Genomic DNA, 12,783 nt, shown 5'->3' with positions numbered 1-12,783 from the left:
GGCAGGCGAAAAGTGCTGGCCTTCTTGTCGGCCCCCGCTGGGGTTGGCGCGATATTGGAGCACTTGGGACTGCCCGCGCAGGCTCCGAAGCTGGCCCCGGCACGAGGCCCACCCCAGCAACAAGGCCTCCATTCCGACATGCGCGAGCCCGACATGAACCTTGCCCTGCTGCGCCAGGCCATCCCGAGGCTCGCCTGATCAGCGACAACTACTTCTGCCGCCTGGCGACAACCAGGTGGGTCGTCACCGCCAATTTGACAATCGGCGTGCGTGGAAGATGTCATCGCGCGGGCCTGGACGCATCACCGCGCGCTCCCCTTGCCGGGGAGCGCATGCGCACCCGGTTCTCCGGGAAGTCGTGCGCGTGTAGAGTGAGGCGATGGCCGACGAGACCGTCACACTCGACAAGCTCAAGAAGGTGCGTGCCCGGGTTGAGGTCAGCATGGTCGACGCGAGGGCCGCGCTGACCGCTGCTGCCGGCAACGTCGAGACCGCCGTGCGCGCGCTCATGACACCCGAGCAGCTCGTGCGTGATCGGAACGCAGCGATCGCCGAAGAGCTCGTGGCCGAGGCGAGCCGCGGTGTGCTGCCGCCCGCGCCCGCCGGGCCACCACCGCGCCTGGTCACCATGAACAGTGAGACGCTCCACGCGATCCTGCATCACGTGCCCGCGCTTGAGGCGTTCACAGCGGCGGCGCATCCGGACTGCCAGCTCGCGCGTATCGAGGAAAGCTGGGATCGCTTCGGCGACGGCACGTCCCAGCGCACGACGATCGCCGACTTCGTCCTCGCGCCGGGCGAGACCGATCTGGCGCGGGCAGCGGCCTTCACAGTGACCGCGCTCGGCCGGAAGGGGCTGCGGCGGCTACCGCGCGACCGCGAGCGCGTGCGCGACGCATTCGAGGATGGGCCGCGCTGCCTGCGCGTCGGGCCCGCGCGCGCTGCTCCCGAGCGGGATCGCCAATGTGCTGCGCGTCGACCTGCTCATGCCGTCGAGCGACGACGAGGGGCGCGCTCTGATCGTGCCGGAGATCGCCGCAGTCGCGGCCGAGCGCGGGATCGTCCGGCCGACCGGGGCGCGGCGTGAGCGCTTCTTCGAGCTCGGAGAGTTCGAACCGAGCGAGACGTCGGCCGGGGCGGTGTTCCGCACGAGCGACGGCCGCGTGCTCGCGGTGGCGCTGCGAGGCGGGGGGGTCGAGGTGGAGCTGCGGTAGTGCTCGCGGCCAGTTCGATATGAAGTGCGGGAGAGCCACAAAACCGGGGCAGGCTCACAGACATGACCGTGCCGGATGGAGTAGCGGGCGCATCCACCCTGGAGGGCCCGCCCACACCTGGGGCTCCTCCTCCGGAGACTCCCGTCTTCCCCTTGCCCGGCTGGGAGCGCTACCAGGGCGTGCGCTTCCTCGGCCAGGGCGGCATGGGCCAGGTCTTCCTCGCCTATGATCCACGGCTGCGCCGCCATGCCGCCCTCAAGTTCGTCCGGAGCGGCGACACCGGGCTCACCCAGCGTCTCCTCTCCGAGGCCCGGGCCCAGGCCCGTGTCGAGCACGAGCGCGTCTGCCAAGTGTACGAGGTGGGGGAAGTCCAGGGGCGCGCCTTCATCGCCATGCAGTACGTGGACGGCCACCCGCTGAACCAGCTCGCCAGCCAGCTCACCGTGGAGCAGGCGGCGCTGCTGCTGCGAGACGTCGCCGAGGGCGTCCACGCCGCCCACCGGGCCGGCCTCATCCACCGCGACCTCAAGCCCGGCAACATCCTCGTCGAGCGCACCGGGGATGGCCGCCTCAAGCCCTACGTCATGGACTTCGGACTGGCGCGCGACTGGAGGGAGCAGGGCAGCACCGCCACGGGCGCCGTGCTCGGCACCCCGCACTACATGGCCCCCGAGCAGGCCCGCGGCGAGGTGTCCCGGCTGGACCGGCGCGCCGACGTCTACAGCCTGGGCGCTACGCTCTACACCCTGCTCACGGGCCAGCCCCCCATCCCCGGCGGCAACGGACTGGAGGTGCTCAGCAACATCGCCACCCTCGAGCCCCGCCCGCCGCGCGCGCTCAACCCGGACCTGCCGGTGGACCTGGAAGCCATCGTCCTCAAGTGTCTGGAGAAGGAGCGCTCGGCCCGCTACGACTCGGCGCGCGCCCTGGCCGAGGATCTGGACCGCTTCCTCGGTGGCGAGCCCGTGCGGGCGCGCCCCACCGGCCTGGGATACCGGCTGCGCAAGTGGCTCCGCAAGCACCGCATCGTGGTGGGCGTGGCCACCGCGGCCCTGCTGGCCGTGGCACTCGCCGTCGTCCAGGTCTCGCTCACCCGGCAGGAGGCCACCCGGCGCGAGCGCCTCTCGCTCCAGTTCACCGAGCGCGTCGAGCGCATCGAGGCCCTGGCCCGCTACTCCGGCCTCTCCCAGCTACACGACACCCGTGCCGACCGCGAGGCCCTCCGCGGCCGCATGCGCGAGCTGGAGGCCGAGATCCACGAGGCCGGCACGCTGGCCGTGGGCTCCGGCCATTACGCGCTGGGACGTGGCGCCCTGGCGCTCGGCGACGTGGCCCTGGCCCGCGAGCACCTGGAGGCCGCGTGGAGCCACGGCTTCCGTGAGCCCCGCGTCGCCTGGTCACTGGCCCTCGTGATGGGGCACCTGTACCAGGAGCAGCTCCTGGAAGCCGAGCGCCTGCGCAACCCGGAGCAACGCGAGTCCCGCAAGCAGGACATCCAGCGCCAGTACCGCGCCCCCGCCCTGGACTGGTTGCGCCAGAGCCAGGGCGCCGACGTGCCCTCTGCCGAGTACGTGGCGGCGCTCCTGGCCTTCTACGAGGATCGGCTGGACGAAGCCCTCGCCCAGCTCGAGGCGATGAAGGACCGCCTCCCCTGGTTCCACGAGGCCCCCCTGCTCCGGGGCGACATCCTCCAGGCCCGGGCCACCCGCCGCTGGAACCAGGGCGATCGCGAGGGAGCGCTGGCCGACTTCGAGGCCGGCCGCCGCGCCTACACCGCCGCCGCCGCCACGGGCGAGAGCGTACCGGAGGTCCACAGAGCCCTGGCGAGGCTCGAGTACACCGTGATGGTGATGGAGCTCTACAGCCAGGGAGACGTCATGCCTCCCTTCACCCGCGGGCTGGAGGCGGTCGCCCGCGCGCTCCAGGCGGACCCCGACTACGGGCTGGCCCGGGTCCTCGAGGCGCGCTTCTACAACCGGCTGGCGGAGTACCGCATGAGCCGGGGAGGTAACGTGGAGGAGCCCCTCGAGAAGGCCCTCTCCTCCGCGCGCACCGCCATGCACCAGGTGCCCGAGCCGCCCAGGGCCCGGATGGAGCAGGTCCAGAGCCTCTGGCGCCGGGCTCGCTCCCTCCAGGCCCGAGGCCTGGACCCCAACGAGCCGCTCCGCCAGGCCGTGGAGCTGCTGGGAACCATCTCCCCGAAGGAGCAGGACTACGAGTTCCACACCACCCGGGGACTCGTCTTCAAGATCTGGGCGGACTACGAGGACGAGAAGGGGGTGGACTCCCTGCCCCACCGCGGTGAGGCCATCGCCTCCTACCGCGAGGCCATCCGCCTCGACGAGCGCCTGCCGGACGCATGGATCAACCTGGGCATCGCCTACCTCGCCCGGGCCACCCACCCGCGCGCCGCGGCTCCCCTGGAGGACCTGAAGCAGGCCCAGGCCGCGCTCGACACCTCCCGGAAGCTCAACCCGGGGAACTATGTGCCCTACTTCCTGGGGGGAACGCTGCACCTGGAGCTCGCCCAGCGGCGCAGGAGCCAGGGAGAGGACGCCCGGCCCGACCTGGCCACCGCCCTGGAGTTCTTCGAGGGCGGCATCCGCATCAACGCCCGGATCGCACAGCTCCACAACGGCAGGAGCGCGGTCCTCATCGAGCAGGCGCGGGAGGCCTGGGATCACGGTGGCGATCCCCTCCCCTGGCTCGAGCAGGCCGGGCAGGCCGCGCGTCAAGCCATCGAGGTCGCCCCCCAGCAGGGCTTTGGCCACCACAACGTTGGCGAGGCCCAGGCCGAGCGCGCCACCTACCGCGCGCTCTCCGGGGAGGATCCGCGCCCCGAGCTCCAGGCAGCCGAAGCGGCCTACCTGAAAGCCATCGAGCTGCTCCCGGGCGGCGCGTACTACCCGGCCAGCCTGGCCCGGGTCCATGCCCGCCGGGCGGCCTTCGAGTTGGAGCACGGGTGGACTCCACAGCGGAGCCTGGAGCAGGCCGAGGCGGCCCTGCGCCAGGCCTTCGAGCGCGGCCCCCAGGAGCCCCTGGCCTGGCTCGTCCAGGGCGAGGTGCGTGGACTGCGGGCCCGCTGGCTGGCTCGCCAGCGGCAGGCGCGCGCCGAGGACTTCGAGGAGGCCGCCCGCGCCTTCGAGAAGACGCTCGAGCTGGAGCCCCGGCGCCTGGACTACCGCATCGCCTTCGGCCACTTCTGCCGCGAGTGGGCCGCGTGGCGGCGGGAGACGGGGCTCGAGCCGCACTCCGCCCTGAAGCGTGGCCTCGCCCTGGCGGACGAGGTGCTGGCCGCGCGCCCCCTCTGGGCGGACGCGCTGCTGCTGCGCGCGAGCCTGCGTGAAGAGGCTGGGGAGACAGGTTTCCGCGAAGACCTCGAGCGGGCCCTCACGCTGAACCCCCACCTCACCGGCTGGTGGAAGCGGCGGTTTCCTGGCCGCGCGACGGCCTCTCCGTAGCGCTCGACTCAGCCCTTACCGGGCGGGACGTCTTCCCCAGGACCCGTGCCTACCTCCAGCGTCCCGGTCTTGGCATCCTGGCTGATATCGGGGCAACCCTCGGCGGTAATCGTGTAGGTGCCCTCCGTCGAGAAGGCATGGTCGATCCCATTGCCACGAGGCAGCGGCTGAATGGCTTTCGCTTCGGGCCCTTTGATATCGACGGCGAGGAGGGCGTTCGCACTCGAGCAATGGTTGATGAACCTGACCTTGCCACCCTTCTCGAGACAACCCAGCGGATGCCCGGAGACAATCTCTTGCGAGGTGGCGTCGGCATCCACCTTGGGAGGCCTGAAGGCAATCCCTAGCAAGGTGACGTCGGCATCCAACGCTTTGTGATAAATCTTGCACTCACGGGGCGCCGTGACATCCAGCACTGGCGTCTTCGCGCCCTCACCCGTCTTGCAGGAGACGAGTCCGGAGAACGGCAGCCCCAGCAATAGTCCCGGCAACAGGAGACGGACCAGGGGCTGTCTCACACGGCGCTGCGACACTTCAGACAAACGACTCCGCATCACATTCCTCCTTTTCATCGCGTTGGACCCCACATCGTCATCGGTGACAAAGCAACGGATATGCCAGGAGTCCGGCACTCCGCGTTCGCGCGAGCAGCCCCGTGCCTCAGGTGGCCCCCGGGCCGAGGCCGAGCTCCTTGACGCGACGTCCCAGCGCCCGCTTCGACACCTGGAGGCGCCGGGTCATCGCATCCAGGTCCCCCTGGCACTCGTGATGGCAGCGGGTGATCTCCTCGGCGCTCAGGTCCCCGGCGGTCCGCAGGTTCGGGCTCTTGTCGATCAGATCGTAGATGGAGGACCGGTGGATGCGGAGCTGGTCGGCGGCGGCCTGGAAGTCCCAGTCGTTCTCCCGAAGGGCGGCCAGCAGCTCCGGCTCGGTGATCTCGGAGGGCTTGCGGCGGGAGGGGGCCTTGGCCTCGGCCGTGGGCTGCGCGGTGGCGGGCCGCCCCGAGGGAGCCCCCTTCCCCAGGGCCAGCTCCTGCTCGAGCTGGGCATCGAGCCGCAGGTGCGGCTGGCTTCGACTGCCGATGACGAGCTGCCGCACTACGTTGCGCAACTCGCGGATGTTCCCTGGCCACCGGTGGCCCACCAGGCGCGCGGCCAGCGCTGGCGGGAGCCAGGGCTCGGCGAAAGGATCCTCGGGCCTCAGGCGCCAGGCCTCCCCCAGCGCCGCCAGCTCCCCGCGGGCGAAGTGGTGGAACAGCAGCCCGATGTCCTCTCGCCGCTCCCTCAGTGGCGGCACACGGATGGTGTAGCCGGCCAGCCGATGCATCAGCGGTGCCTTGAAGCGCCCCTCCTGGATCTGCTGCTCCAGGTGCGCGTCCGTCGCGGCGACGAGCCGCACATCGACGGCGACGGGCGAGCGCTCGCCCACGGGGTAGAGCTGCCCTGCCTCCAGCACCCGCAACAGCATCACCTGCACCTCGGGCGGTGCCTCACCCACCTCATCCAGGAACAGCGTCCCCCCATGGGCGGCCTGGAAGAAGCCCGGCTGATCCCTCACCGCGCCGGTGAAGGCCCCCTTGCGCGCACCGAACAGCTCCGTGGCCGCCAGCTCCCGGGGAATGGCGCCCAGGTTCACGCTGACGAACGGCTTGTCCCTGCGCGTGCTGTCCCGATGGATGGCATGAGCGATCAGCTCCTTGCCCGAGCCCGTCTCCCCGCGAATGAGCACCGGCACGTCCAGATCCGCCACCTGCGTGATGTGTTGGCGCACGCGCTGGAGCCCCACGCTGGTGCCCACCATGCCCAGTGCATCCACGGCATCCCTGGCCGAGGCGTCCGCCAGGTGCAACAACAGCAGCACGCGTCCGGCCAGCTCCAGCGGCACGCCCGCGGCCACCTCCTCGGCCGAGAACTCCCACGGCTCGCGCAGCACTTCTCCTCCGACGGCCACCCGACTCCCCTCGCCCGGCTCCAGCCGGATGCGCCCCTCCACGCCCGGTGCGAAGACGAGCGGCTTGCGGCTCAGGAAGGGGTCCGCCAGGTGCATGCCCAGTGCGCCCCCAGGCCGTGTGAAGTCCGGCTCATTGCGGGACAGGAGCACCTGGCGGCCCTCGGCCAGCGCCTCCAGCAGCAGCCGCTCCCCGACGCGATGCGCCTGGGGGTGCGAAGCAATGGTCAGCGCGGGGACAAGGCGGGAGCCCGGCGGAGTGCGATGGCCTCTCGAGGCGTCGGCCGTGGAGATATCCGCGGCCTCCTGCCTGGACCTGACTTCTCGTGGATTGCGCGCCGGAGGACGGGGCCCTGAGGTCACGTCCCGGAGCAAAGCAGACTTCCGGTGGCACTTCCACGCGTCGAGCCCCGGGTTCCACGCGTGGAAACGGCCCACCACGCCGCCGTTGCCTCTCGAGAACGAGCCGTGGTGGACGACCTCCCTCTCTGAAGCCGCGTGATCCGGTGCGCTGGTACGTCGCTTGCTGAGGCCCGGGACCCGAGACCTTCGAGCGGTCTCGACATGAACTCCAACCGCCTCAACCCCACGGACATGAACCCATCCTTCGCGATTGCATTCCGCCGCTGGCTGTCTCCCCTCTCCAAGCTGGGGATGCTGACGGCTTTGATGACCACGACGGCCAGCCACGCCGCGTCGCCCGTATTGGATCAAGCGAACGAGCCCTATTCGCTCTACTCCGTCCAGCTCTACACGGGAGCGGTGCCCGGCGGACAGACCTTCACGGTGGGCAAGGCCGGGAAGCTCTCGCAGGTCTCGGTGTATGTGCAGAAGCAGTGCCTGCCGGGCTGCCCGGACATGCTGGTGCAGCTCCGCTCGACCTCGGGCCAGGTGCTCGCCAGCAGCACGGTGAGCCAGGCCTCGATTCCCACCGGCAGCTACAACTGGATCGACGCCGGATTCTCGCAGCCGATCAGCGTCCTTCCGGGCGAGCAGTACGCCATCGTGATCCAGAACGCCCAACCGAATGTCTCGGGGGGTTATGACTGGAAGTACGAGGCCAACTCCTCCGTCGACTCCTATCCTGGCGGGCTGCTGTTCCAGGTCGGGTACAACTCCCACCCCGCGTATGATCTGTACTTCCGGACCTACGTAACCCCCAACGAGGTGCACAACTGCGCCGAGGTTCGCGCGCAGAACCCCGCGGCCACGGATGGCACCTACCCACTCACGCTCGGTGGCAAGCAGGTGGACGTGTACTGCCACGACATGGCCGGCACGCCCCGTGAGTACCTCACCGTGAAGACGGGGAGCACCACCAACTACTCCTACTACGGCCAGGGGCCGAACACGTCCGCCGGCGGGCAGACGACGTGGTACAGCAAGGTGCGCCTCGACCCCGCGGCGCTCACGCTCGTGCTCGACGACACCACCTTCTCCACGAGCCAGGGTTGGATGAACTTCGGAAGCACCTTCCTCTACACCAGCCCGCTGGGAAGCGCGGGCGACTGCGTGACCGCCTATTCCCAGACAGGCCGGAGCAACATAGACCTGACGGGCACGCCCTTCGACATCGTGCCCGGCCAGTTCGTGGTCGATGGGTGGGTGCCGGCGGGCTCGACCACCTACAGCGGCAGCCAGATCGTCAACCTCACGGGAGGTGGATACTGCGGCGCCAACTTCGACCCCGACTACCGCCTGCAACTCACCTTGCAGTAGCCGGGTCGAGAAGCCGCTCATCCACGACGCCATCGAGCGGCACGCAGCGTCGAGTCACCCCCTCACTGCTTCACGTCGTAGCTGCCGGGCGCGAGCACCGACGGAACGCGGGGGGTGACGCCCTCGGGCGAGAGGGTGAGCGCCGTGGCCGCGCTCGCTCCCTGCAGCGGCGAGGCCGAGCGGGGAGGAGGAACCTGCGGCAGCCGCAGCGGGGGTGGGCACGTGCAGCAGGTACCAGCGCGCACCAAGGCTCCACTGGGCGGGACTGCTGCGCCGCGTTTTCAAGCTGGACGTCTTCTCATGCGCCAGAGGCGGGGGCAGGCGGCGGGTGCTGGCGTACTTGACGCATGCAGCGGCCTTCCGCCCCATCCTCCAGCACCTGAATCGGGCAGATACTCCTGCTCCGCTCGCACCTGCGCGCTGGCCACCGCAGCAGGCTCTCTGGGGGTAGCCGCTCCACTGCGCCAGCACCCGTAATCCCCCCTTCCTGTCGCGAGCCCCTGCGCCCTGGTGGCGCGCACGGGGGTGGTGCGTCCGGCCACCAGTTCAGCGGGGCAGTGCGGCACGGGGAGCACAGCCATAGAGGACCCTCCTGCCCCTCAGCTCCCCATGCCCACTCGCCCCTCACGTCGCAACAGCTCCCCTGTTCCTCCTATGCGCCTGGGGCCAGTCCCCTCATGAAGCACAGGCCGAGGAGGCGGAGGAGGGCGAGGCCGCGGACGAGCTGGTTCGCCTCTCCCTGCCCACCCGATTCGGGGCCGTGCAGGTGAGCGACTTCGAGCTCAACGAAGCCCTCACCACCCTGGTATTGAACATGCCGCTGCGGGTGGCCGGCTTCCATTTCCCGCTCTACCTCCACCGCAAGGAGTCGCGCACGCTGCCGAGACACTTCTCCACACCGTATGGGGAGGTGAAGCTCGTCACCGTCAAGGCGCTGCTGCCCTCGGAGCTGGCGTACCTGCTGGAGCATGGCGCGGAGGGCCAGGTCGAGCTGGCGCGGCGCTTCGTGGAGAGCGGCGAGGAGCACCTGTCGCGTCTCAGAAGGAAGCCCGTGGCGTAGCCCGGCCTCAGAAGCGCAGCGACACCTCGGCCTGGAGGAAGATGACGTCGCGGGAGGAGCCCGTCTGCTGGAGGAAGGTGCCGGCGAAGAAGCGTGACGCGGTGGCGTACACGTGCGTGTACCGGCCGAGTTGCCAGTTGGCCGTGAAGTTCACTTGATGCCCCACCCAGCGGCTGCTGCTCCCGCCGGGCGGTCTCACCAGCGCACCGCTCGGACCATAGATGCCATCCTCCACACTCTGCCGCCAGAAGCCGGTCCACTCGGCCGACAGCACGAGTGAGCGGCTGGGGTGCAGGCGCAGCACGGGATGAAGGTCGATGAAGTTGTAGGGTCCCAGCAGGGCGATCTCCCCGAAGTAGCTGCCGCGCGGGAAGAGCGGATTGAAGGTCCCCAGCGACGGGCCCTCCGCGTCCGGGTCCCCGGAGGCGATATCCGCCATCACCCCCAGCCTCGGGGACAGCGGCAGGCGCTCGAGAGTGAAGCCGGTGTCGCTCGCCACCGTCCAAGCGAGGAGGGGCGCGCCCGAGAAGCGTCCCACCTGCAGCACGGCTTCGAGGTTGTAATCCCACCGCCCGGATGTCCCCCACCACCGGGTACCGAAGGAGTGGCGCTGTTCGCGGCCCTCGCCCTGTGCGTAGCGGGCCTGACTGTTGGAGAAGCCGAGGTAGTAGAGGTCCACGTTCCCTCCCGGGAGTACGGGCAGGGGGTGCTCCGCGTACAGGCCCCAGAAGCTCTGGGTGCGCACCGGGCCGTTATCGAAGGCGCCGGGCTCCGTGGTGACAGGCCTCACGGCGAAGGCGGAGAGGTCCCATTGGTGGAGCCGAAGCCGCGTGCGTGCCCCATCGAAGGCCCGGCGCACGTTGGGGCCCTCGCGCACCGAGACGAGGCGGGCCGAGCCGAATTGCAATTCCTGGCGTCCCAGCCGCACCTGGAGTCCCTCGTCCGCGCGCTCCCATGGGCGCGCCTCCACGAAGGCCTGGTGTACATCCAGCCGGTCCTCGTCCGTGGGGCCGGGGCCTCCCTCGCGTCCGTGTGTCCACCCGCTCTTGAGCTGGAAGAAGGCCCGGGCCAGATTCCACAGCCACACATCCCCGTGCAGCATGTAGCGCTGCAGCCAGGCGCCGTCCGCAGCGGGTGCCTCGGCCCAGTCGGGGTGGCGGTAATACTCCATCCGCTGGCGCAGATCGCCCCCCAGCGAGAGGAACACAGAGCCGTTCTCGTCGAGCGGGAGGTACTTCATTCCGTCGAGGGGCGCGCGAGGCGCGTCCGGGTCGCGGAGGTAGCGGTAGTCCTCCTCCGCGCGTAGCACCTCGAAGGGGGGTGGCGAGAACGGCTTCTGCGGAGCCTGTGCCCGGGCGCGCCCGCCAACGAGCAGCCCCACAACGAGCAGCGAGAGCACGGTCCATCCGCGATGGGGCAGGCGACACATTCGACGTTGCCGGGTTCGCATAATCACCTCGATGATGAGCCCTCGTCCCTGGCCACGGGCGAACAGGCGGGCTCCATGGGAGTGGGCGGGGGACGGACTCGAGCGACTCGAGGTCCTCCCAATCAGGTGGCTACTTCGCGGGGGCCGGGGCCGCGTCTCCCTCGCCCACATCGATGACCGAGCTTCCCTGATCGCGCAGCGTAGGCGCGAACGACGCGTGCTTCACTCCCAGGCGCACGGCCTCGCGCACCGCGCTCCGTCCCGCCAACCGCAGCCTGTCCAGTGACAGCTCCCTGGCATCCCCAATACTAATCAGCAGCACCCGCTTCGGCGTGATGGAGCGCGGCGGCGGCGTGTAGAGCAGCGTCTCCCCCAGCTCGCCCACGAACTCGCCCCGCTCGCGCAGCGCCGAGAGCAGTCCCCCCTGCTTCTCATTGAAGTCTTGCATCGCCTCGATGTACTGGTCCCCCGCGGGCTCGTGCTTCAACACACAGAGGATCTGCAGGTCGGTGGTCTGGGTGACCGGGCCGCTCTGCTTGACGCTCAACGCAAGCCCCACCGGTGTCTCGAATTTCTTCTCGGGCGGCGGCTTCGCGTTCTCGGCGAGTGCTGGCCATGACGCGCCGAGTGTGAAGACAAGACCCAGGGCGAGCAGCTCGTGCTTCAGTGTGAGGCGCATGTCTTTCTCCTGAAGGTCGGCGGGTCGCGATGTGGCTCCCCGCTGAATTCCCACTCAAAATGTTGGAGAAAGGCGGCACTGTCATCACCCATGTCAGGGATGAGACCCATCACCCATGTCAGGGATGAAACCTCGCGTGGACGCTCCACTCGCCGGTCAGGCGAGGTCGAAGAGCAGCGCCTCGACCGGCTCGGAGGCCGTGAGCACCAGCCGCGACTCCCGGGACACGGCCACGCCGTCTCCGGCCTTCAGCTCCACGCCGTTGAGCGTGCCCATGCCCCGTGCCAGCTGAACCCAGGCGTGGCGATCCGGAGCCAGCGTGTACTCGGCCTGCTCGCCCTTGCCCAGCAGCGTGCTGTGCAGCACCACGTCCTGGTGCACGGTGAGGCTGCCGTCGCGGGCGTCCGGGCTCACGATGACGCGCCAGTGGCCCTTGCGCTCGGATTCGGGGAAGGCCTTCTGCTCATAGCCGGGCTTCAGTGCGCGCTGGTTGGGGAGGAGCCAGATCTGCAGGAAGTGCAGCTCCTCGTTGGCGCCATTCATCTCGCTGTGCAGGACACCGGTTCCCGCCGTCATGCGCTGCACCTCGCCGGCGCGCAGCAGTCCCTCTCCGCCGGTGCTGTCCCGGTGCGCGATGGCGCCGCTGAGCGGGTAGGTGATGATCTCCATGTCCCGGTGCGGGTGCGTGTCGAAGCCCTCGCCCGCCGTGACGCGGTCCTCGTTGATGACGCGCAGGGCGCGGAAGCCCATGAACTCCGGGTCGTAGTAGCTCGCGAACGAGAACGTATGGTGGGAGTCCAGCCAGCCGTGGTTCGCATGTCCGCGTGCTTCAGAGGGTCGAACGATCATCATGGGGTGCTCCTTTTCTCGATTTGGACCCCTCCAAGATGACCGTGAGATTGGTGCTCCGCCAGACGTGAATCCTGGAAGGACCGTTCCATCCATGGGACAAAGGCGCCGTCACCCCGATGTGCCGGTCCGCTTCCTCTGCGAACGGGAGAGTGCTCGGCTCCGGCGGGGGTGGCCGGCCAGCGATCCCACCTGCAGCGGCGAGGCCGAGCGGGGAGGAGGCACCTGCGGCAGCGGCAGCGGGGGTAGGCACGTGCAGCAGGCACCGGCGCGCACCGAGGCTCGACTGGGCGGGACTCACGCTACGCCGGCCCCCGGCCCCGCCCCGTCACGTCCCAGTGGCCCACGATCTGCTCGCCGCGCACGGCCCACAGCTCGTCCTGCAGGTTCACCGAGACACAGACATGGTTGGGCACCACCCTCAC

General features: G+C 69.7%; 11 protein-coding genes. 5 read left to right on the top strand and 6 right to left on the bottom strand.

The window, feature by feature from the left end; translation table 11 throughout:
* Positions 1 to 12 precede the first annotated feature (12 nt).
* From DAT35_RS60345 to DAT35_RS53940, 3 genes are all read left to right on the top strand, one after another.
* Positions 13 to 198, top strand: a complete 186-nt coding sequence (locus DAT35_RS60345; protein ID WP_199243287.1) for a hypothetical protein — start codon at positions 13 to 15, stop codon at positions 196 to 198.
* Positions 199 to 379: 181 nt separating this feature from the next.
* Complete coding sequence (locus DAT35_RS53950) at positions 380 to 1,087, top strand: hypothetical protein (protein ID WP_108077305.1); 708 nt, start codon at positions 380 to 382, stop codon at positions 1,085 to 1,087.
* Between the two features lie 189 nt (positions 1,088 to 1,276).
* The gene (locus tag DAT35_RS53940; protein ID WP_108077303.1) at positions 1,277 to 4,675 is read left to right on the top strand and encodes a serine/threonine-protein kinase; all 3,399 of its coding nucleotides are present in this window, start codon (positions 1,277 to 1,279) and stop codon (positions 4,673 to 4,675) included.
* 8 nt (positions 4,676 to 4,683) lie between these two features.
* Here DAT35_RS53940 and DAT35_RS53935 read toward each other — a convergent pair whose 3' ends face one another.
* Positions 4,684 to 5,229, bottom strand: coding sequence for a hypothetical protein (locus tag DAT35_RS53935; protein WP_108077302.1), 546 nt, complete (start codon positions 5,227 to 5,229; stop codon positions 4,684 to 4,686).
* A gap of 106 nt (positions 5,230 to 5,335) precedes the next feature.
* A complete protein-coding gene (locus tag DAT35_RS53930; protein WP_108077367.1) occupies positions 5,336 to 6,916 on the bottom strand; it encodes a sigma 54-interacting transcriptional regulator in 1,581 nt (526 codons plus the stop codon).
* Positions 6,917 to 7,186: 270 nt separating this feature from the next.
* Here DAT35_RS53930 and DAT35_RS53925 point away from each other — a divergent pair, with 270 nt between their 5' ends.
* Entirely contained in the window at positions 7,187 to 8,341 is a 1,155-nt protein-coding gene (locus tag DAT35_RS53925; RefSeq protein WP_108077301.1) for a GON domain-containing protein, read from the top strand.
* 62 nt (positions 8,342 to 8,403) lie between these two features.
* On the opposite strand, the gene DAT35_RS58590 is transcribed toward DAT35_RS53925, so the two are convergent.
* Positions 8,404 to 8,586, bottom strand: coding sequence for a hypothetical protein (locus tag DAT35_RS58590; protein ID WP_146210259.1), 183 nt, complete (start codon positions 8,584 to 8,586; stop codon positions 8,404 to 8,406).
* A gap of 521 nt (positions 8,587 to 9,107) precedes the next feature.
* On the opposite strand from DAT35_RS58590, the gene DAT35_RS53915 reads away from it, so the two are divergent.
* Positions 9,108 to 9,401 (top strand): hypothetical protein, encoded by a 294-nt coding sequence (locus DAT35_RS53915; RefSeq protein WP_199243286.1) that lies wholly within the window; start codon positions 9,108 to 9,110, stop codon positions 9,399 to 9,401.
* A 7-nt stretch (positions 9,402 to 9,408) separates the two neighbouring features.
* On the opposite strand, the gene DAT35_RS53910 is transcribed toward DAT35_RS53915, so the two are convergent.
* The 3 genes from DAT35_RS53910 to DAT35_RS53900 form a co-directional block, all read right to left on the bottom strand.
* Positions 9,409 to 10,800, bottom strand: coding sequence for an alginate export family protein (locus tag DAT35_RS53910; RefSeq protein ID WP_158502311.1), 1,392 nt, complete (start codon positions 10,798 to 10,800; stop codon positions 9,409 to 9,411).
* Positions 10,801 to 10,960: 160 nt separating this feature from the next.
* Positions 10,961 to 11,509: a M17 family peptidase N-terminal domain-containing protein gene (locus DAT35_RS53905; RefSeq protein WP_233262248.1), complete on the bottom strand. Its 549-nt coding sequence runs from the start codon at positions 11,507 to 11,509 to the stop codon at positions 10,961 to 10,963.
* 156 nt (positions 11,510 to 11,665) lie between these two features.
* A complete protein-coding gene (locus DAT35_RS53900) occupies positions 11,666 to 12,361 on the bottom strand; it encodes a pirin family protein (protein ID WP_108077298.1) in 696 nt (231 codons plus the stop codon).
* Positions 12,362 to 12,783 lie beyond the last annotated feature (422 nt).

It is taken from the genome of Vitiosangium sp. GDMCC 1.1324, from assembly GCF_003044305.1.
Lineage (GTDB): Bacteria > Myxococcota > Myxococcia > Myxococcales > Myxococcaceae > Archangium.
This window is presented reverse-complemented; position numbering and strand designations above follow the sequence as displayed.